We start from the raw sequence: 19,289 nt of genomic DNA, 5'->3' as shown, positions 1-19,289 counted from the left end.
TGGGGCCGCTTCGCAGCCCAGCGGGAGCAAGCTCCCTCGCCACACTGTTCAGCAACACAAACAAAAACGGGCCTGCTTGCGCAGGCCCGTTCTCATTGGGTGGCTTGAAAAATCAGCGCATCAACTGTTGATCGCTGCCTGTTCGTTCTCGAGAAACTCTTCTTCCAGCAGTGCGTCATTCGCCTTGCTGAATGGCACGATGGCGGCGCGGGGTTTGCCTCGCAGTTTGCCAAACAGGTGCTCCAGCGCGTGTTCCAGTTTTTCGGCTGCACCGTCGATCGCCTGTTCCAGCGAATCGGCTTTGTGGGTGACGGAAATCGGTTGATGGCCTTTTGGCCGCGCTTCCAGTTGGCAGCGCAAGTCATGGGGACCTGGTTTGTCGCCGTTCTCGTCGCTCAGGTGGACTTCGACACGGGTCAGGTCTTCTTCATAACGTTCGAGCGTGCTCTCAATAGTTGTACGTACCCACTCCTCCAGTCGCTTGCTGCTTTGAATATGGTTATCGCTGTTGACTTGGATTTGCATAGTTCATCCCTTATTTCAGCTAGCTCGCCAGAGGCCTTGAATTGGATTTCCTGACCTCCTGGTTACAACAATCGGCCCGACCGGCGAACATTTCAACCCCTGAAAAAAGATAAAGATTCATTCGCAAAAAAAGCCGGACAACCGGGCAAGTCACTGGTAAGGTTGGGAGTTGGGTCGCTTCGCAACCCTGCAAAATCTGCTCACAATTGCCCGTCGTTCAACGGGTGCAAGCTACGGAAAATCCCCGCCTCCTCCACCAGCCAGTCATGCACCGCGCGCACGCCCGGATGGCTCAAGGCCCCCGGCGCATACAGCAGCACGTAGCGTTTGTGGTTGGGCACCGACAGGCCGAACGGCACAATCAACGTCCCGCGCTCCAGCTCATCGTTGAGCAACGTGCGCCGGGCAATCGCCACGCCCATACCGGCGATCGCCGCTTCGATGGTCAGGTGATTGCGATTGAACGTATGCCCACGCCGTACGTCGGCGCCTTCAAAGCCAATCGCGTTCAGATAAAACTCCCATTCCGCATATTCATAACTGCCCCGCCAGGCGGTGATGTCGTGCAACAACGGGAAATGCACCAGGTCCGCCGGCCCATGCAGCGGCGGACGCCCGCGCAGCAAACTCGGCGCGCACACCGGGAAAATCTGTTCGTCGAGCAAGGCTGTGGATAACAGCCCCGGATAGCTGCCGTCATTCAGGTCAATCGCCAGATCAAAGTCGCCCTCATGCAACGGCACGCTGCTGTCCTCGGCCACCAGCCGCAACTGGATGTCCGGATAGCGCTGTTGCAGACGCGGCAGGCGCGGGGTCAGCCATTTGCTGAGGAACGACGGAATCGAACGCACCCGCAGAATCCCGCTGATCATCCCGGCATCCAGTCGACGCAATTCCGCATCAATGCTGCCGTAGGCCTCGTTGACGGTAATCGCTAACCGCTGGCCTTCCGCACTCAACTCCACGCCCCGCGCTCGTCGGTGGAACAGGCGAAAACCGAGGCGCTCTTCCAGCTGGCGAATCTGCTGGCTGACCGCCCCCGGAGTGATGTGCAGCTCTTCAGCGCAACGGGTGAACGACAGGTGCCGCGCGGCACAGGAAAACACCTGCAGCCAGACGTAGGTCTGGGCATGCAATTGACGACTCATCGTTTAGTCCTGCTAAAGGCTTTCTTAGGAAGTTTCGTTGGTCACGTAGATCTGACGTAGGCAGTATCGCCGACATTGCGCTTGTCCTACAAAAAATGGCAGCGATTCCTACTCCATTGTTTGTAAGGGTTTAGCATGGCTATCAGTGTTTTCGATCTATTCAAAGTCGGCATCGGCCCGTCCAGCTCCCACACCGTTGGCCCGATGCGCGCCGCCGCGACCTTCGCCCAGGCGCTGATCGATCAACGGTTGCTCAACGATGTGCGCCGCGTGGAAATCCGTTTGTACGGTTCGCTGTCGGCCACCGGTGTCGGCCACGCCACCGACCGCGCGACGGTCATGGGCCTGATGGGCGAATGGCCGGACAGCATTGATCCGGCGACCATCGATCCACGCATCCAGCAACTGCGCGAAAGCGGCCTGTTGCTGCTGGCCGGCCAGAGAGAAATTTCCTTCAACTGGCAGCACGATCTCCTGCTGCTGGATGAAAGCCTGCCCTACCACCCCAACGCCATGTCGCTGACAGCCTTTGGCGAAAGCGCCGAGCTGTTCACGCAAACGTACTACTCGATTGGCGGCGGTTTCATCATCGAAGCGGCGGAAGCCGAGTCCGGTGTGGCGCCGGCCGGCGACGTGGTGTTGCCATACGATTTTTCCAGCGCTGCCGAATTGCTGAACCTGTGCAAGCAGCACAACTTGCGCGTGTCGGAGCTGATGATGGCCAACGAACGGGCCTGGCGCAGCGACGCTGAAATCCGTAGCGGCTTGCTGCACATCTGGTCGGTGATGCGCGAGTGCGTCGAACAGGGCTTGCGCCACGAAGGCATCCTGCCCGGTGGGCTGAACGTGCCGCGCCGCGCGGCGAAATTGCACCGCAGCCTGCTGGAAATCGGCAAGCCGAATGTCATCAGTTCGACGCTGTCGGCGATGGAGTGGGTCAATCTGTTCGCCCTCGCGGTCAACGAGGAGAACGCTGCCGGCGGGCGCATGGTCACCGCGCCGACCAATGGCGCGGCCGGGATCATCCCGGCGGTGCTGCACTACTACATGAAATTCAATCCGGACGCGTCTGACGATGACGTGGTCGCGTTCTTCATGGGCGCCGCCGCCGTCGGCATTCTGTGTAAGAAAAATGCCTCGATCTCCGGCGCCGAAGTCGGCTGTCAGGGCGAAGTCGGTTCGGCCTGCGCCATGGCCGCGGCGGGCCTCGCTGAAGTGCTCGGCGCAACCCCGGAGCAACTGGAAAACGCCGCTGAAATCGGCCTGGAACACAACCTCGGCCTGACCTGCGACCCGGTCGGCGGCCTGGTGCAGGTGCCGTGTATCGAGCGCAATGCCATCGCCGCCGTGAAGGCGATCAACGCCACGCAAATGGCCCTGCGCGGCGACGGCAAACACTTCATTTCCCTCGACCGGGTAATCCGCACCATGCGCGATACCGGCGCCGACATGCACGACAAATACAAAGAGACTTCACGGGGCGGCCTGGCTGTGAACTGGGTGGAATGCTGACGCGCATTACCTGACCGTCCCGGCGGGTCGCAACTTGCGGCCCGCCAACCGTGAGCCCGAGCAAAAATAATAACGAGGCAAAAACGATGACCGATGTACGTACACCTGCTGCCGAAAATCCCGCTGTAGATCGCACACGCAATACCGAAATTGCCCACAAGGGCTGGAGCAAATCCGACACCACCTGGATGCTCGGCCTGTACGGCACCGCGATTGGTGCCGGCACATTGTTTCTGCCGATCAATGCCGGCGTCGGCGGTTTCTGGCCGTTGCTGATTCTGGCGTTGCTGGCGTTCCCGATGACCTTTTTCGCCCACCGGGGCCTGACCCGCTTCGTCTTGTCTGGGCGTTCGGGCGACATCACCGAAGTCGTTGAAGAACATTTCGGCATCGGTGCCGGCAAGCTGATCACCCTGCTGTACTTCTTCGCGATCTTCCCGATCCTGCTGGTGTACAGCGTTGCACTGACCAACACCCTGAGCAGTTTTCTCGAACATCAACTGCACATTGCCCCGCCACCTCGGGCAATCCTGTCGCTGGTGCTGATCCTCGCCCTGATGGCGATCGTGCGCTGCGGGCAGAACGTGATCGTCAAAGCCATGAGCGTGCTGGTCTATCCGTTCGTCGCCGCGCTGCTGTTGCTCGGCCTGAGCCTGATCCCCAACTGGAACGGCGCGTTCTTCGCCAGCGCCAAGGAAGCGATGCCGCTGTCGACGTTCCTCAAGACCCTGTGGCTGGCGATCCCGGTGATGGTGTTCTCGTTCAACCACTCGCCGATCATCTCCGCCTTCGCGGTTGACCAGAAGCAGCGCTACGGCGCCGAGGCCGAACGCAAGAGCAGCGGCATCCTCGCCATGGCCCACGGGATGATGGTGGTGACGGTGATGTTCTTCTGCTTCAGCTGCGTGCTGGCGCTGTCGCCGGCCGATCTGGCCGCGGCCAAGGCGCAGAACATTTCGATCCTGTCGTACCTGGCCAACCACTTCCAGACCCCGGTCATTGCTTACGCCGCGCCGCTGATCGCGCTGGTGGCGATCACCAAATCCTTCCTCGGCCACTACATCGGCGCCAGCGAAGGCTTTCAGGGCATGATCGTCAAGAGCCTGCGCGGCCGTGGCAAGGTGATGTCGGCGAGCTGGCTGAACCGTGCGACCGCGCTGTTCATGATCCTCAGCTGCTGGGCCGTGGCGACGTTCAACCCGAGCATCCTCGGCATGATCGAAACCCTCGGCGGGCCAGTGATTGCCTGCCTGTTGTTCCTGATGCCGATGTACGCCATCCGCCGTGTGCCAGCCTTGCGCCAGTACTCGGGACAGGCGTCCAACGTGTTCGTGGTGCTGATCGGCCTGATTGCACTGTCGGCGATCATCTACTCGGTTCTGCCCTGAAACGGGCCACAAATGACAAAGGCGAGCCATGGGCTCGCCTTTTTTATGCCGTATCCATTGTCCAACAATTTTCCCGGCACAGCCCTTGCTATGACCTGTGCAGGAGCTGTGTAGGAGCTGTCGAGTGCAACGAGGCTGCGATCTTTTGATCTTCATGACCGAAGTCAAAACAGCGCAGATCAAAAGATCGCAGCCTTCGGCAGCTCCTACAAAACGCAACAACACAGGCCACGGAATCGCCGATGATCAGGTATTGCGAACCAACCCGATCACGGCCGGTCAACAACTGCACGTTCAATCAGGCGGTGACGCATCATGGACAACCCTTTTCAGATCATTACCGATGCCTTCGCGCCGGACTATCAGATCAACCTGAGCATTCAGGGGCTGGACGGCAGCATCATGCTGACCCTGTCCAACAGCGGCCGGATCGTCGCCAAACGGATGATCAGCGCCGAACAGCGCAACGATCCGGTACGGCTCAAGCGGCTGGTGCAAAGCATCCAATTCGGCATCGCCATCGAGCAAGGCCATAGCGCCATGGCGATCCTCGAAGCAATGACCAGCGGCGGCGGGCTGCCCCCGCCACCGCAGCAGAGCAACGGCCAGCCTCGGCCGTCGATGGGCCTTTAAAGCTCGCCCTTCTCGATCTCGGGGTGTTCACCGGAGCCGGCGCCGAGCTTGCGTTGCGGTTTTTCGATCTTCACCGACGGAAATTGCGACGAGGCGTAACGCACCACCAGGATCGAGAACGCCAACAGCAGAATGCCGCCGCACAGGTAGATGATGCCCATGTCCGGCGGGTTGTGGTGCGAGACGTTGGAGATCAGCAGGCGGGTCAGCGCAGTGATCGCCACGTAGATCAGGAAGCGCACCGGCATGTGGTTGGTCTTGAAGTAAATCCCGACCATTGCCCCCAGTTCCAGATAGATGAACAGCAACAGAATGTCATCGATCTTGATGTGGCCTTCTTCGAGCATGCCGAGAAATTCCATCACCGCCGCCCATGCGGTCACCGCACCAATGGCGAACAGCGCCAGGTAGTGGAAGGTCTCGACGAACAGGTTGCCCAGGGACTCGGCCAGTTGATGCACGTTTTGCCGCAGTTTCTCGGCCCAGTTGATTTTCACGATGATGTTCCTTAGCCCGATGCGAGCGGATGATGCCGGTTGGACGTGACGGTTTTCCGTATGCGCTATGCGCCATGCAGAAACGAGGCCACGCATCATGGCGAGCCGGCATGAAACCTGCGCCGTGGCGTTTGGTCGCACCGTTGAGCAGGCACCGTCGACAGGAATGTTTGTGACGCTATAACTGAAGTTTCTTGATGAATTCGTTACGCTTGAAAAGGCATTAGCTTATAAATGAAATATTATTAATCGGGAAAATCTGTGAACTCGCGCACAAACACTCCGGTTATTCACCAGTTAGTTATCCAATAAATGACCAGGGTAATTATTTCCACAGCAGCCCCATCAGCGAAGCTTTAACTGCAGCGGCGATCTTGTTTTGGCAACCGAGTTTTTTCAGGCAATGGTTAATATGGAAGTTTACTGTCCTTTTGCTGATGCCGAGGATCACCGAAACATCGTCCGATGACTTTCCGTCAGCGGTCCATTGCAGGATTTCCTTTTCTCTCTGCGACAGTTCTATCGGCACCGGGAGCACCGAATCGGCGCCGCGCATCTGCAGGCGCGTCAGCCCCAGGTGAGTAATCTGGGCCAGCCAGGACAGCTGCGCCTGTTTGGTTTCGAGTTCCTGCGCGGTGATCGTCCCGCCGCCCCGGGCAAAGGTCACCAGCCCTTGAGTTTCGCTGTTGAGCAGCGTCTGCCCCCAGCCCTCCGAGAGCCCGTGAGCCTGCGCATCCTGCCAGAATTCGGGCATCTGAGCCTTGAGTTCAGCGTCCCACAGCACCGGTTTCACGCTGCGCATTGCGCGCTGGACGTAAGGATCGATGTCCAGGTAACGATTGGCGGAATAGGCAGCTTGCCAGGCGGGCGAATAATTATTGGCGAGAAAAAGACAGGGTTTGGTGATGGGGAAAAGTCGGCGTGACCCGTAAGCCACATAATCAAACTCCAACTGCCTGGCGACGGTCTTGATACTGTCGAACAACAACTCGACATCCGTTGCAGACATGGCGTTTTCCAACAGTTCAGCCTGCCAATATGACATAGAGATTCCTTTCCCACAGTTAATGCTGTCGGCCTCTTGCCAACATGCCTAGCATATTTCCAAATGTTTCCGCTAGCTGTCAAGGGTGACAGGTAGTATGCGAGCGCAGTGTGCACTTTAATCGCCACCCAACCAATCACTAAACGGAATCTGTGATGGATTACTTGTCAGGACGTTATGACGAGTTGACGACACTAAAGCGTCAACGCTTGGCTCAATATCGCTATCAGGTGTTCGTCGAACGCCTCGGCTGGCAATTATCCACGCCGGACGATTTCGAATTCGACCAATTTGATCACAGCGGCACTCACTACATTGTCGCCGAAGAGCACGACGGCAACATCAAGGGATGCGCCCGCCTGCTGCCCACCACCCAGCCGTATCTGCTGAGTGAAGTGTTCACCTCGTTGCTCGGCGACAAGCCTGCCCCATGCGGCGATGACATCTGGGAGCTGTCGCGCTTCACCTCACTGGACCTTGATGCCGAGGGCGGCAAAAACGAACAGATGATGTCCGACGAAAACACCGTTGGCCTGTTCATGGCCACGCTGGAGTACGCCCGAACCTGCGGCGTTTCACATCTGGTGTCAGTGTCCCCGGTTGCCATCGGACGCCTGCTCAGACGTGGCGGCATCGACTACAAATGGCTGGCGCCGCTGCAGGTTCTGGACAACCGAACCCTGGGCGCCTGCTACATCACGGTGCAGTAACCCTGCCCGACACTCGATAACAAGAAAACAAGAAAACAAGAAAACAAGAAAACAAGAAAACACATCAACTGAAGCTGCTGACACGCGTCGAGCAGCACCTTTCGGTGTGGGTCGATTTCACGCCATGGATAGCAACTGCCTTACAACCAACGTTCAACACAGAGGGATGATCATGATCGACATGCACAGGAAAGTTGCCAAAGACATCGTCCACAAGGGCCACGATGACGACGTGCTGATTTACGACGCTCACCACTTGCTGCCGGCCTGGCTGCCGGCCGCCATCGTGCAACGGGCGAACCTTGATCCAATGGATCTGGAGATCGTCAATCAGGCCTATCGGCTCGACAGCGAGCGTCTGGTGCTGCGCTCGCTGCCAACCATCATTGACCTGGAAGAGCTCGAACAGGCAGGCCTGTCGGACTGTCTGCCGGAACTGCTGACGAATTACGAAAAGGCCACCGACCACCTGATCCTCAGCGGCATCTGGGTGCTGGAAAGCACCGAGGCCAAACTGGCTCGACTGCCCGGTTGCGGCAACGGCCTGAGCCTCGATCAGCGCCGGCAGGTACATGATGTCCTGAAAAACCTGGACGGCTGCCCGCAGCAGGGTCTGCTCTATTTCACCCTGTTCAACGACACCGCCAATTACTTTTTCTACCGCAAGCACCACGAGCACGTGCCCGGCCTGATGCTGATCGAAGCGGCACGCCAGGCCATGTACGCGCAGTTCTACGAGCACAGCGGTTATGCCCGCGGTGAGGTGTCGATTTCCATCGTTGATCTGCTGTCGAGTTTTCCCCGTTACACCGAGTCTTCGTTTCAGGTGGATGTGCTGGTTGGCGACTACGAAGGCATGGCCCAGCCGCGGGGGCGCAAGGTCGACAAGCGTGCGCGATTCTTCCAGCGTGGCGAGCTGGTGGCCGACATTCGCCTGCACGGTGAAGTGATCAAGATGCCGGTGTTCAAGCGCATGCGCAATATCAACATCGACCCCGCCTGCTGGTTCCGTCCGCTCAAGGGCATACGCCATGAAGTGCTGGTGCGCCTGGATTCCGGACGTCACCTCTCCGCCCGTCTGGAGCTGCTGTCGATGGCCGGCCTGCAAGTGCAATGCGACAGCCCGCTCGAGGCTTCCGAGCGTGGACACGTCTACCTGTACCTGGAAAACGAAGGGATGATCAGCCTGCCGTTGCAATCGCTGCACGCCAGCGACGCGACAAAGGCCGGCACGCTCAAACTGCACCTGGCAGAGCTGGATTCGCCGTTGCGCTTCAAGTGGCGCGAAGTGCTCAAACAGTTCGCTTACTTCTCCCACGAAGAAACCGCCCCGGTTCCGGCGCCCGTCCTCGGCCAACCGTTGTGGATGACCTTCGACCAAGCTTCGGCGATGCCCGAACAAAGGAAGGAAGCATGATGCCGCGCTATCCCCACGTGCTGGAGCCCCTGCGGCTGGCCGGCGGGCTGGAGTTGCGCAATCGGCTGTTCTTCGCGTCGATGGGCGTGGACCTGGCCGATCACAGCGGGTGTGTGACGCCCGCCATGATCGAGTTCTATCAGGGCATCATGGAGGGCGGTTGCTCCATGGCGTTTCTGTGCAACGCCACGGTCTCGCCGCAATCGCGTCTGCAGAGCACCGGGCTCGGCCTGTTCGAACAGCAGCAGGGCGAATCGCTCAAGGCGATGTTCGCGATGGCCGAGCAGGTCAACACGCCGGTAGGTGTGCAACTGCAGCATTACGGCGGTCAGGGCACCACCACCCACACCGGCGTTGCCGTGCTGACCCCGAGTGGCGTGCCCTGCCCGCGCGTGTCGAAACTCGATCCGGATTACCGCGTGCGGATCATGGACGAAAGCGATATCGCCCTGGTGATCGAGCAGTTCGCCCACTCCGCCTGGCTGGCCTGGACCAACGGCGCACGTCTGGTGCAGTTGCAGGCGTCCAACGGCTACCTGCTGAGCAGTTTTCTTTCGCCGCACACCAACAAGCGCACTGACCGATATGGCGGCAGCGAAGAGAACCGTGCGCGACTGTTGCTCGACGTGGTCAAGGCCATCCGCGAGCGCACCCAGGGCCAACTGATCGTCACTATTCGTCTGGGCATCGACGACCGTCTGGGCGCTGAAGGGCTGCAATATCCGGACCTCAAGGAAACCGTGCAGGCGCTCTGTCAGGCCGGCGTTGCCGCGCTGGAATGTTCGATGTGCATGGGCGCGACCTTCGGCCAGTTGATTGTGCATTCGGAGACCATGGACCACTACCTGCAAGCCGGAGTGCGGGCGATCAAGTCGGTGTCGACAGTACCGGTGGGTTACGCCGGTTTCATCGACGGTCTGGACAAGGCCGAGCAGTTGGTGGCCGACGGCGTATGCGATTGGGTGGGGATGTCGCGGGCGCTGTTTGCCGACAACGACCTGATCAACAAAACCCTGCAGGGCCGCTCCGCCGACATCCACAAATGCCGATGGGACAGCCAGTGCTTCAGTGACAAAAGCAATCCGCGACTGGATCGGGTGTATTGCTGCGTAAACCCGAAATATTTACGCCCCGCGTTGGCATAAGGAGATGCGACATATGTACGATTTTCTGGGAAAAGTCTGCCTGGTCACCGGCGGCACCAGCGGCATTGGCGAAACCGTCAGCGAACGCCTGATCAAGGCCGGCGCCGATGTGATCGTGTTCGGTCGGGACGAAGAAAAAGGCGCGGCGCTGGCTGATCGGCTGGGTGAACACTGCCGCTTTATCGCCTGCGATGTCGGTGATCCGGAGCAGGTCGAGCAGGCGTTCGCGACCATTCGTTCGGCCTACGGCCGCCTCGATTGCGCGTTCAACAATGCCGGCGTGACTGCCAAGTACGGAGCACTCGCGCAATCGTGCCCGGACGACTGGATGAAGGTGATGAACATCAACGTCAACGGCACCTACCACTGCATGCGCCATGAACTGCAACTGATGCTCACCCGCGGCACCGGGGCCATCGTCAATACCTCGTCCTGCGCCGGCGTGGTACCGATTGGCGGCCAGGTCGCCTATGTCGCCAGCAAGCAGGCGATCAACGGCATGACCCAGGTGGCGTCGATCGAGAATGCGCGGCTGGAAGACGGCGGCTGCATTCGCGTCAATGCGGTCGCCCCCGGGCCGATCCTCGGCGGCATGAATAGCGAGGCACGCCTGAAAGCCGCACCGGAAAACACCCAGCGCAAAATCAACGTGACATCGATGAAGCGCTTCGGCACGGCGGACGAAGTGGCCAACGCGGTGCTCTGGCTGCTCAGCGATCAATCCGCATACGTCACGGGTGTGATCATGCCCATCGATGGCGGTTACGCCAGCGGTAAGTTCTGAAACCAAATAAACCAAACGACCCGCCGTGTGCGGGTCGTTTTGTTTGAGGCGCGTGCATCAGGAAAAATGCCGAATCCGGTCTACATTGAAAAGCCACTACCCAAAGCGCAGGGATTCGCTTATCCTTTCGCTGTATATAAATACAGTAGTCGCTAAGACAACTAAATGTGAAGGCATGTGAGGTGGTGAATGGCCGTCGAAGTGGTATACCGCAGCAGCCGAGATCTGGAGCGCTTGTTCATGGATAAAGCCGAAGCTGACCGTCATGACAAAATGCTCGAACTGGCCGAGATGCTGTCCGAAGTGTTGCAAAAAGCCGTGCCGTCGCTGAACGAGCAGCAGGTTGAAGAAGTCGGAATCTACATGGCGAAGAACCGCGATGTGTTCGCCAAGGCCTTCAAGAGCCAGCCTGATGCGCTGTCGGAGCTGATCAATGCACCGGCCGAGCCAGTGGCTGAAGAGGTTGAGTCGGTAAAATCCGATGAGGCACCGGTCAAACCGGCAAAAGCGGCGAAAGCTGCCAAGTAACCACGTTTGAATCGAAAAGATCGCAGCCTGCGGCAGCTCCTACAGGGAATACGCATTCCATATGTAGGAGCTGCCGCAGGCTGCGATCTTTTGCTTTTCAGCGATACAGGACTTTCTCCGCCAACTCATCCGCCACCCGCGCCGGTGAGCGCTTCTCGGCCTGCGCATGGGCAAACACCTCGGTCAGCCGCGAACTGATCTTCGACAGGTGCGCAGTAATTGTCCCCAGCTCTTCGCCGCGATGCTTGAGCGAGACATAAATCAACCCGCCCGCATTGATCACATAATCCGGCGCATAAAGAATCCCGCGCCGCTCCAGCTGATCAGCCACATCCAGATGCGTCAGTTGATTGTTCGCCGAACCGGCCACCGCCGAGCAGCGCAGTTGCGTCACCGTGTGACTGTTGAGCACCCCGCCGAGGCCGCACGGCGCAAGGATGTCGCAAGGTGTGCTGAGCAAGGCATCGTTGGCGATCGGATGCGCGTTGAGCTGTTCCATCGCCAGTTGCACCTTGCCGTGGTCGATGTCGCTGACCAGCAATTCGGCGCCTGCCGCGTGCAACTGCTCGGCCAGTGCATAACCAACGTTTCCCAAGCCCTGAATCGCCACGCGCAAGCCTTCAAGATTGTCGCTGCCCAGCCGCGCCATGGCGGTAGCGCGAATCCCGGTGAACACGCCCATCGCCGCATGCGGCGCCGGGTCGCCGGCCGAGGTGGTGCTGGTGACATGCTGGGTCTGCTGGGCAATGCAATCCATGTCCGCCACCGAAGTGCCGCTGTCGATGGCGGTGATGTAGCGACCGTCGAGCTGCTCGATGCAGCGGCCAAACGCTTCGAACAGCGCGGCGCGGTTTTCCACATGCGCCGGGCGCACGATCACCGCCACCCCGCCGCCCTGATCGAGCCCGGCCAGTGCCGCCTTGTAGCTCATGCCCTGCGCGAGGCGTATGGCATCCTCGACTGCGGATTCGTCGTTGGGATAGGCAAGATAACGGCAACCGCCCAGGGCAGGCCCGAGGCGACTGTTATGAATGGCAATGACCGCCTTCAACCCGGTGACCGGGTCAACGCTGAGGTGCAGCGATTCCAGGCGAGTGCTTTGCATGAGAGCGAACATCGGCAGGCTCCCGAATCACTTCTGGTAGACGCCAGTATAGGCTTGCGCCCAAAAATTGCTGAAGCGCACCGGAATAAGCGCCCGCTTCGACGGCGACTTTGCGGCATAACCTGGCCGGTACTGGACGAATGGCGCGGACGGGGCTAAAACGAGGCATTCCCCGGAGATTTCGATGAGTCCGCGCCAACGCTTTTTCGAGTGTCTGCACCGTTCACCGCCCGCGCTGTTCGAAGCGGCGCTGTGGATGGCTGCCGAGCACGAAAAAGGCCTCGATGTAGAAGCGCTGCAACAGGACTTCAAGGAGCTGCAACAGCGCGTCAGCTACGGCTTGCCAATGCTGCCAGTCAGCGAACTGGCGCAACCGTTGCTGCGGCGGTTGAATGATCTGGGCTTCTCTCAGGACGATTTTCTGCCGCTACGCCCACAGGTCGCGTTGTTGCACAAAGTGTTGCAGACCCGTCGCGGCCAGCCGCTGACCCTGTCCCTGATTGCTCTGGAATTGGCCCGTGGTCTGGAGATTCCGCTGGTCGGGGTGAACTTCCCGGGGCATTTCCTGCTGCGGGTACCCGGTGCTGATCACCTGCTGGATCCCTGCGGCGGTCGGCGGCTGTACCCCAATGACTGTCGCGAGTTGTTGCAACGTCAGTACGGCGCGCACCTCAAACTCAATGCCGACCATCTGGCCACCGCCAGCCCAGAGCAGATGCTCCAGCGCCTGTCACGCAACCTGCGGCAGTTGCATCTGGCCCATGAGGATTACATCGCCGCGCTGATCGATGCTGAACGCGTGCTGGAACTGGGCGGTGCCAGCGCCGCCGATTATCTGGCCCGCGCCAGCCTGTATCAACGGCTTGATTGCCCGAACGCCGAGCGCTTCGACCTGGAACATGCGCTGCTGCTCAGCGACGATCCGATCCAGCGCCTGCGCCTGACTGAGCGGCTTGGGCACCTGCCGCCGAATTCAGTCGTCCACTAATCCCTGTGTGGGAGCGAGCTTGCTCGCAAAGCGTGGTGTCAGCGATGAATGCATCGAAGCCTGAATCGCCTTCGCGAGCAAGCCCGCTCCCACAGGGTTCAGCGTGGCCCCATCCTTCTGCCTCACAACGATCCCTTGTGGGAGCGTGGCTTGCCCGCGAAGCAGGCGCCACCGTTGTTCCTGTCAGACTGCGTTATCGTTCTTCGCGAGCAAGCTCGCTCCCACATTGGATTGCGGGATATCTGAAGGCGAGCGCACCTGGATGATTAGCAGCGCCGCAATGACCGCCGGTATCGCGCAGAAGAAGAAAATCTGCGTCACCGGAATGTGCATCGCCAGCAGCATGCTGCCGAACAGCGGCCCGAGGATCGAACCGAAGCGCCCTACCCCCAACGCCCAGCCCGTGCCCGTGGCCCGCACATGCGCTGGGTAGAAGTTGCTGGCGAAGGCGTTCAGCGTCAGTTGCCCACCGATGATGCAGAACCCGGCGGCAAACACGCAGGCCACCAGATAACGTGGATTATCGTGGTTCAAACCCAGCAGAATCGTGCACAGCGCCGCCCCGGCCATCACTGCGCAGAGCAGCCGCACCTTGCGTTTCAAACGGTCGGCGAACCACGCCATGCATACTGCGCCCAAGGTGCCGGCGAACAGGAACATCGAGGTCACCAGGTTGGCTTCATTGAGTTTCAGACCGCTTTCCAGCAACAACGTCGGCAGCCAGCTGATCATGAAATACAACAGAATCAGGCTGACAAAAAACGTCGCCCAGATCAGCAGGGTCGGGCGCGCATAACCGTTGCGGAACAGCTCGACCACGGTCAATTTGCTGCCCTGCTCGCGCTTGTTCTGTTCGACGGACGCGGCCGGCGGTTGCCAGTCCGGCAGCATTCGCGCGGTGACTTTGCGCAGGCGCGCATAGGGCGGTGCATCGCGCAGCAGACGTGGCAGCGACTCCGGCAGCATCCACCACAGGAACGGGAACAGCAGCAACGGCGTGACACCACCGGCAAGGAACACCGCTTGCCAGCCAAAGCGGTCGATGAAGCCCGCAGCAACAAAACCACCCGCCGCACCGCCAAACGAAAACCCACAAGCGGCCAGCGTCACCATCAAGGTGCGCAGACGAGGCGGTGAATATTCCGACATCAAGGCCATGGCACTGGGCATCGCCCCGCCCATGCCGATGCCGCAGATGAAGCGCGCGATCATCAAGGTGTTCAGAGAATCGGCGAACACCATCAACACCGTCAGGCTGGCGTAGATCAACACGCAGGCGAGCAGGATCCGCCGTACGCCGAAGCGATCGGCCAGCGGCGTCACCGCGAGCGAACCGAGCGTGAGGCCCAACAGGTTGGCGCTGAAAACCGGCCCGAACGCGGCTTTCTCCAGCCCCCAGTCCTGAGCCAGGGCCGGCACCACGTAACCGAGCACCTGGGCGTCATAGCCGTCGGTGACCAGCAGCAAGGCGAGCAGGATCAGCAGTAACCACTGATAGCGGGACACAGGACGGGCGTCGAGTGCCGCGCGAAAGCTGGCAATCTGGTTATGCATCGCAAGGTACCTGTTTTGTTTTTATGATTTTTTTGGCGGGCGCCGAATCTCCCACATTGGGGCAAGGTGAAGCTTTAAGGGGTATCCGGCTGGTTAGCCGGATGCGCCTTGATGAACGCCGGATGCTCAGCCGCCAACACCGCCACCCGACAAATCCGCGGATAAGCCTCCAGCGAAACACCGAAGCGCTCCGCCGCATACAACTGCGGAATCAGATAAACATCCGCCACACACGGCCACTCGCCGAAACAGAAACCGCTGTCACCGATCAATTGCTCGACGGTCGCCAGCCCCTGACTGATCCAGTGCGCGATCCACTCCACCACCTGCGGCTCTTCGTGGCCCAACTGACGCAGGCGATTGAGCACGCTGACGTTGTGCAACGGATGCACGTCGCAGCCGATCACCGCCGCCACACCGCGCACATGGGCACGCGCGGCAAGGTCTTCAGGCAGCAGTGGCAGCTGTGGATAACGCTCTTCCAGGTACTCGATGATCGCCGGCGACTGAATCAGCAGCTCGCCGTCATCGATGCGCAGGGCCGGCACCCGGCCCTGCGGATTGATCGCCAGATACGCCGCCTGGCGGTGCTCGCCCCCCGGCGGCGCGATCAGGTTGACCGGCAGCGCGGTGTAGTCGAGCCCTTTCAGCGCCAACGCGATACGCACCCGATAAGACGAGGTCGAGCGGTAATAGGTGTAGAGATCCATGATCCGCTCCTGTCAGCGCGCCGCCAGCACTTTGCCGCGGCATTCGCCGAAGCCGATCGAGGCAAAACCGTCACGGGCGCAGCGCGCACGCAGAATGATTTCGTCGCCGTCTTCGAGGAATTTGCGCACTTCGCCGGAGGCCAGTTCGATCGGCTTTTTACCGCCCTCGGTGATTTCCAGCAGGCTGCCGAACTGACCGTTTTGCGGGCCGGACAAAGTCCCCGAACCGAACAGGTCACCCGCCTGCAACTGGCAGCCGTTGACGCTGTGGTGCGCGACCATTTGTGCGACGGTCCAGTACATGTAGCGAGTGTTACTCAGGGTCAGCCGATGGGCTGGCAGATTCTGTTCGCGCATGGCTTCGGTGAGCAGCAGCACTTCCAGTTCGATGTCGAAGGCGCCGCCATCTTGATCACGTTTGTCGAACAGGTATGGCAGCGGCTGCGGATCACCTTCCGGGCGCGCAGGTTGCGCCATGCGGAATGGCTCCAGCGCTTCGGCGGTCACCACCCATGGCGAAACACTGGTGATAAAACTCTTGGAGAGGAACGGGCCCAGCGGCTGGTATTCCCAGGCCTGGATATCGCGGGCCGACCAGTCGTTGAGCAGGCAGAAACCGGCGATGTGTTCGGCGGCGTCACCAATGGCAATCGGCTCGCCCATGTCGTTGCCCTGACCGATCCAGATGCCCAGTTCCAGCTCGTAGTCCAGTCGTGCGCACGGGCCGAAGGTCGGCTCGCTCGCACCGGCCGGCAGGGTCTGGCCTTTCGGGCGGCGCACGTCGGTACCAGAAGCGCGCACGGTGGAGGCGCGACCGTGATAGCCGATCGGCACGTGCTTGTAGTTGGGCAGCAGCGGGTTGTCCGGGCGGAACAGTTTGCCGACGTTCTGCGCGTGCTCGATGCCGACGTAGAAGTCGGTGTAATCGCTGATGCGCGCCGGCAAATGCATCTGGCAATCGGCAGCCAGTGGCAACAGTTTTGCGCCTTGGGCTTCGATGGCGCCGCGATGGCTGCTGCCCTCGCTGAACAATTCCAGCAAGCGGCTGCGCAAGGCTACGCGGGCTTCGCGACCGAGGTCGAAGAAGGCGTTCAGCAGACCGCCGTGCATGGCTTCGACCGCGCTGCGTGCCGGGCCGTCGAACAGGCCGGCTTCAAGCGCCACCTGCAGATCGAAAATATGTTCACCGATCGCCACGCCCGCGCGCGGCGCCGAGCCGCCAGTGCTGAACACGCCCAGCGGCAGGTTCTGCAGCGGGAAATCCGCGTGGCCATTGGCCGAAGCAACCCAGCTGCGGGTGATGGAAGTCTGAGTCATGGGTTATCTCCGGGTCGGGTCGAACGTGGCGGGCAGCGTGGCCCAGCAGGCGTCGTAAGTGGATTGCAGTTGCGGGCAGTCGAGGGCGAAGCGGCTTGGACGCAGCACCTGACTGGTCTCGAACATGAAGGCCATGGTGTTGTCGATCTTCGCCGGTTTGAGTTCCGCGTTGATCGCTTTGGTGCAGGTTTCGCCATCCGGGCCGTGGGCGCTCATGCAGCTGTGCAGCGAGGCACCGCCGGGCACGAAGCCTTCAGCCTTGGCGTCGTATTCGCCGTGGATCAGGCCCATGAATTCGTTCATCAGGTTGCGATGGAACCACGGCGGACGGAAGGTGTTCTCGGCGACCATCCAGCGTGGCGGGAAGATCACGAAGTCGAGGTTGGCCAGACCGTGCACGCTGGTCGGCGAGGTCAGCACGGTGAAGATCGACGGATCCGGGTGATCGAAGCTCACGGTGCCGATGGTGTTGAAACGGCGCAGATCATATTTGTACGGCACGTTGTTGCCGTGCCAGGCGACCACGTTCAGCGGCGAATGATCGAGCTCGGTGCCCCACAACTGGCCGAGGAATTTCTGCACCAGCGTCGTCGGCTGCTGCAGGTTTTCGTAACACGCGACCGGCGCGAGGAAATCCCGTGGATTGGCCAGGCCGTTGCTGCCGATTGGCCCCAGGTCCGGCAGACGCAGCGGCGCGCCGTGGTTCTCGGCAACGTAACCGCGCGCCTGCGGATCAAGCAGCTCGACGCGGAATTTCAGGCCACGCGGCAGCACAGCAATTTCCAGCGGCGCGACTTCGAGCACGCCGAGTTCAGTGGCAATTCGCAGCCGCCCCAGTTGCGGCACCAGCAGCAGTTCGCCGTCGGCGTTGTAAAACACCCGCTCCATCGAACGGTTGGCGGTGTAGTTATAGATGCTGATGCCGGCTGGTTTTTCCGCCGCCGAATTGGCCACCATGCCGACCAGACCGTCGATGAAATCAGTCGGCTCGCCCGGGATATCCAGAGGATTCCAGCGCAGGCGATTGGGCGTCACTTCACCCAACGGGCCGCCGGCCAGTTGCCGCTCCAGTTTGACGAACGCCGGGTGATTGGCCGACGGCTGAATCCGGTACATCCAGGTACGCCGGGCTTCACTGCGGGTCATGGTAAACGCAGTGCCGGAGAGCAATTCTGTATAGAGGCCGTACGGGGCTTTTTGCGGGGAGTTCTGGCCGATGGGCAAGGCGCCGGGCAACGCTTCACTGCTGAATTCGTTGCCGAAACCGGACTGGTACGTCAGCTCCGACGCGTTTGAATCGAGGTTCATGGAGCCTCCTGAACAGGGAGTCGGCAGTGGCCCATCGCTCTGGCTCAGAGCTTTGCGCACGCCGGGGTTGTTATTATCGTAATTCGATTACGCATAACGTAATTTGCTCGCTATCCAGCGTCAAGCTATAAAGACGCCCATTCGTTTTCGGATCCCGGCCGCACCATGGAAAAAACCAGCGACAGCAACGGCAAACAGAAAGTCCGCTCCGCCGAGGTCGGCACCGACATCCTCAAGGCGTTGGCCGAGTTGTCGCCCTCTACCTCACTGTCGCGTCTGGCCGAACATGTGCAGATGCCCGCGAGCAAGGTGCACCGTTATCTTCAGGCACTGATCGCCAGCGGTTTTGCCGAGCAGAATGCCGCCACCAACCACTACGGCCTCGGCCGTGAAGCGTTGCGTGTAGGCTTGGCAGCCCTGAACAGTATGGACGTGTTGAAAGTCGCCGCCCTGCCCCTGTCCGAGTTGCGCGATGAACTGAACGAAACCTGTTTTCTGGCGGTGTGGGGCAATCAGGGCGCGACCGTGGTGCACATCGAACCGGCGGTGCGCGCGGTGACGGTGGTGACGCAACTGGGTTCGGTGTTGCCGTTACTCAGCTCGTCCACCGGGCTGGTGTTCAGTGCCTTTCTGCCGCATCGGGAAACCGATGAGTTGCGCGAGCAGGAAATCGCCGTCGCCGGCCATCCACTGGCCGATCAAAATGCCTACAGCGGTTTGTGCGAGCAGATCCGCGAACGCGGTCTGCATCATGTGCACGGCTTGTTGATGCCAGGTGTGGACGCGTTGTCAGCCCCGGTGTTCAACGCAGTCGGGCAGATCGCCGCGGTGCTGACCATCGTCGGCCCGACTTCACTGTTCCACGCTGATGAAGACGGCCCGGCGGCGCAGCGGTTACTGGCGGCGTCGCGGGCCGTGAGCTGGCGAATGGGGTATGAGCAAGCCGGTTGAGTCAGGCGATCTCCAGGCGCCAGC

The 19,289-nt window shown here is 60.4% G+C and carries 18 protein-coding genes and 1 pseudogene; 10 read left to right on the top strand and 9 right to left on the bottom strand.

Annotated features, from left to right (window positions below; translation table 11 throughout):
- Positions 1-120: 120 nt before the first annotated feature.
- Positions 121-525, bottom strand: a complete 405-nt coding sequence (locus ACOYXG_RS04250) for an HPF/RaiA family ribosome-associated protein (RefSeq protein ID WP_027610895.1) — start codon at positions 523-525, stop codon at positions 121-123.
- Positions 526-725: 200 nt separating this feature from the next.
- Complete coding sequence (locus ACOYXG_RS04245) at positions 726-1,673, bottom strand: LysR substrate-binding domain-containing protein (protein ID WP_007914183.1); 948 nt, start codon at positions 1,671-1,673, stop codon at positions 726-728.
- 135 nt (positions 1,674-1,808) lie between these two features.
- Here ACOYXG_RS04245 and ACOYXG_RS04240 point away from each other — a divergent pair, with 135 nt between their 5' ends.
- From ACOYXG_RS04240 to ACOYXG_RS04230, 3 genes are all read left to right on the top strand, one after another.
- Positions 1,809-3,185, top strand: coding sequence for an L-serine ammonia-lyase (locus ACOYXG_RS04240; protein WP_460356076.1), 1,377 nt, complete (start codon positions 1,809-1,811; stop codon positions 3,183-3,185).
- Positions 3,186-3,271: 86 nt separating this feature from the next.
- Positions 3,272-4,573, top strand: a complete 1,302-nt coding sequence (locus ACOYXG_RS04235) for a serine/threonine transporter (RefSeq protein ID WP_460356073.1) — start codon at positions 3,272-3,274, stop codon at positions 4,571-4,573.
- A 315-nt stretch (positions 4,574-4,888) separates the two neighbouring features.
- A complete protein-coding gene (locus ACOYXG_RS04230; protein WP_095139557.1) occupies positions 4,889-5,206 on the top strand; it encodes a DUF3509 domain-containing protein in 318 nt (105 codons plus the stop codon).
- Here the strand turns inward: ACOYXG_RS04230 and ACOYXG_RS04225 are convergent.
- Positions 5,203-5,703 (bottom strand): phosphate-starvation-inducible protein PsiE, encoded by a 501-nt coding sequence (locus tag ACOYXG_RS04225; RefSeq protein WP_003221775.1) that lies wholly within the window; start codon positions 5,701-5,703, stop codon positions 5,203-5,205. The genes ACOYXG_RS04230 and ACOYXG_RS04225 overlap by 4 nt on opposite strands.
- Positions 5,704-6,028: 325 nt before the next feature.
- The gene (locus tag ACOYXG_RS04220; protein ID WP_103369600.1) at positions 6,029-6,748 is read right to left on the bottom strand and encodes an autoinducer binding domain-containing protein; all 720 of its coding nucleotides are present in this window, start codon (positions 6,746-6,748) and stop codon (positions 6,029-6,031) included.
- Positions 6,749-6,903: 155 nt separating this feature from the next.
- Here ACOYXG_RS04220 and ACOYXG_RS04215 point away from each other — a divergent pair, with 155 nt between their 5' ends.
- From ACOYXG_RS04215 to ACOYXG_RS04195, 5 genes and pseudogenes are all read left to right on the top strand, one after another.
- Complete coding sequence (locus ACOYXG_RS04215) at positions 6,904-7,458, top strand: acyl-homoserine-lactone synthase (protein WP_027610891.1); 555 nt, start codon at positions 6,904-6,906, stop codon at positions 7,456-7,458.
- Positions 7,459-7,630: 172 nt separating this feature from the next.
- Positions 7,631-8,875 (top strand): AfsA-related hotdog domain-containing protein, encoded by a 1,245-nt coding sequence (locus tag ACOYXG_RS04210; RefSeq protein WP_460356069.1) that lies wholly within the window; start codon positions 7,631-7,633, stop codon positions 8,873-8,875.
- Complete coding sequence (locus ACOYXG_RS04205; RefSeq protein ID WP_460356066.1) at positions 8,872-10,020, top strand: oxidoreductase; 1,149 nt, start codon at positions 8,872-8,874, stop codon at positions 10,018-10,020. The genes ACOYXG_RS04210 and ACOYXG_RS04205 overlap by 4 nt, the downstream gene beginning before the upstream one ends.
- Before the next feature lie 13 nt (positions 10,021-10,033).
- A complete protein-coding gene (locus tag ACOYXG_RS04200) occupies positions 10,034-10,804 on the top strand; it encodes an SDR family NAD(P)-dependent oxidoreductase (protein ID WP_027610888.1) in 771 nt (256 codons plus the stop codon).
- Between the two features lie 189 nt (positions 10,805-10,993).
- A pseudogene (locus ACOYXG_RS04195) lies at positions 10,994-11,248 on the top strand (YebG family protein); the annotation flags it as partial.
- A 181-nt stretch (positions 11,249-11,429) separates the two neighbouring features.
- On the opposite strand, the gene ACOYXG_RS04190 reads toward ACOYXG_RS04195, so the two are convergent.
- A complete protein-coding gene (locus ACOYXG_RS04190) occupies positions 11,430-12,449 on the bottom strand; it encodes a Glu/Leu/Phe/Val dehydrogenase family protein (protein WP_047597781.1) in 1,020 nt (339 codons plus the stop codon).
- Positions 12,450-12,621: 172 nt separating this feature from the next.
- Between ACOYXG_RS04190 and ACOYXG_RS04185 the strand changes: the two genes are divergently transcribed.
- The gene (locus tag ACOYXG_RS04185; RefSeq protein ID WP_027610885.1) at positions 12,622-13,425 is read left to right on the top strand and encodes a SirB1 family protein; all 804 of its coding nucleotides are present in this window, start codon (positions 12,622-12,624) and stop codon (positions 13,423-13,425) included.
- Positions 13,426-13,608: 183 nt separating this feature from the next.
- Here the strand turns inward: ACOYXG_RS04185 and ACOYXG_RS04180 are convergent, their stop codons facing one another.
- From ACOYXG_RS04180 to hmgA, 4 genes are all read right to left on the bottom strand, one after another.
- Positions 13,609-14,979 carry an MFS transporter gene (locus ACOYXG_RS04180; protein WP_097090413.1) on the bottom strand — a complete coding sequence of 457 codons (1,371 nt, stop codon included), beginning with the start codon at positions 14,977-14,979 and terminating at the stop codon, positions 13,609-13,611.
- 74 nt (positions 14,980-15,053) lie between these two features.
- The gene (gene maiA, locus ACOYXG_RS04175) at positions 15,054-15,689 is read right to left on the bottom strand and encodes a maleylacetoacetate isomerase (RefSeq protein WP_460356061.1); all 636 of its coding nucleotides are present in this window, start codon (positions 15,687-15,689) and stop codon (positions 15,054-15,056) included.
- 12 nt (positions 15,690-15,701) lie between these two features.
- A complete protein-coding gene (gene fahA, locus ACOYXG_RS04170; protein ID WP_027610882.1) occupies positions 15,702-17,006 on the bottom strand; it encodes a fumarylacetoacetase in 1,305 nt (434 codons plus the stop codon).
- Between the two features lie 3 nt (positions 17,007-17,009).
- Positions 17,010-18,314 (bottom strand): homogentisate 1,2-dioxygenase, encoded by a 1,305-nt coding sequence (gene hmgA, locus ACOYXG_RS04165; RefSeq protein WP_097090410.1) that lies wholly within the window; start codon positions 18,312-18,314, stop codon positions 17,010-17,012.
- 165 nt (positions 18,315-18,479) lie between these two features.
- On the opposite strand from hmgA, the gene ACOYXG_RS04160 reads away from it, so the two are divergent.
- A complete protein-coding gene (locus ACOYXG_RS04160; RefSeq protein ID WP_027610880.1) occupies positions 18,480-19,265 on the top strand; it encodes an IclR family transcriptional regulator in 786 nt (261 codons plus the stop codon).
- Positions 19,266-19,289: the final 24 nt, after the last annotated feature.

The sequence above is a fragment of the Pseudomonas sp. G3-39 genome, from assembly GCF_054790485.1.
The sequence above is the reverse complement of the archived record's forward strand: the minus strand, read 5'-3'. Positions and strand labels throughout refer to the sequence as shown.

What these genes read in the sequence shown, in the direction of transcription:
- ACOYXG_RS04200 (WP_027610888.1), top strand. Translation starts at nt 10,034, where the DNA reads ATGTACGATTTTCTGGGAAAAGTCTGCCTGGTCACCGGCGGCACCAGC.
- ACOYXG_RS04210 (WP_460356069.1), top strand. Translation starts at nt 7,631, where the DNA reads ATGATCGACATGCACAGGAAAGTTGCCAAAGACATCGTCCACAAGGGC.
- ACOYXG_RS04235 (WP_460356073.1), top strand. Translation starts at nt 3,272, where the DNA reads ATGACCGATGTACGTACACCTGCTGCCGAAAATCCCGCTGTAGATCGC.
- ACOYXG_RS04180 (WP_097090413.1), bottom strand. Translation starts at nt 14,979, where the DNA reads ATGCATAACCAGATTGCCAGCTTTCGCGCGGCACTCGACGCCCGTCCT.
- ACOYXG_RS04190 (WP_047597781.1), bottom strand. Translation starts at nt 12,449, where the DNA reads ATGTTCGCTCTCATGCAAAGCACTCGCCTGGAATCGCTGCACCTCAGC.
- fahA (WP_027610882.1), bottom strand. Translation starts at nt 17,006, where the DNA reads ATGACTCAGACTTCCATCACCCGCAGCTGGGTTGCTTCGGCCAATGGC.
- ACOYXG_RS04185 (WP_027610885.1), top strand. Translation starts at nt 12,622, where the DNA reads ATGAGTCCGCGCCAACGCTTTTTCGAGTGTCTGCACCGTTCACCGCCC.
- ACOYXG_RS04160 (WP_027610880.1), top strand. Translation starts at nt 18,480, where the DNA reads ATGGAAAAAACCAGCGACAGCAACGGCAAACAGAAAGTCCGCTCCGCC.
- ACOYXG_RS04205 (WP_460356066.1), top strand. Translation starts at nt 8,872, where the DNA reads ATGATGCCGCGCTATCCCCACGTGCTGGAGCCCCTGCGGCTGGCCGGC.
- ACOYXG_RS04250 (WP_027610895.1), bottom strand. Translation starts at nt 525, where the DNA reads ATGCAAATCCAAGTCAACAGCGATAACCATATTCAAAGCAGCAAGCGA.
- hmgA (WP_097090410.1), bottom strand. Translation starts at nt 18,314, where the DNA reads ATGAACCTCGATTCAAACGCGTCGGAGCTGACGTACCAGTCCGGTTTC.
- ACOYXG_RS04230 (WP_095139557.1), top strand. Translation starts at nt 4,889, where the DNA reads ATGGACAACCCTTTTCAGATCATTACCGATGCCTTCGCGCCGGACTAT.
- ACOYXG_RS04220 (WP_103369600.1), bottom strand. Translation starts at nt 6,748, where the DNA reads ATGTCATATTGGCAGGCTGAACTGTTGGAAAACGCCATGTCTGCAACG.
- ACOYXG_RS04215 (WP_027610891.1), top strand. Translation starts at nt 6,904, where the DNA reads ATGGATTACTTGTCAGGACGTTATGACGAGTTGACGACACTAAAGCGT.
- ACOYXG_RS04245 (WP_007914183.1), bottom strand. Translation starts at nt 1,673, where the DNA reads ATGAGTCGTCAATTGCATGCCCAGACCTACGTCTGGCTGCAGGTGTTT.
- maiA (WP_460356061.1), bottom strand. Translation starts at nt 15,689, where the DNA reads ATGGATCTCTACACCTATTACCGCTCGACCTCGTCTTATCGGGTGCGT.
- ACOYXG_RS04240 (WP_460356076.1), top strand. Translation starts at nt 1,809, where the DNA reads ATGGCTATCAGTGTTTTCGATCTATTCAAAGTCGGCATCGGCCCGTCC.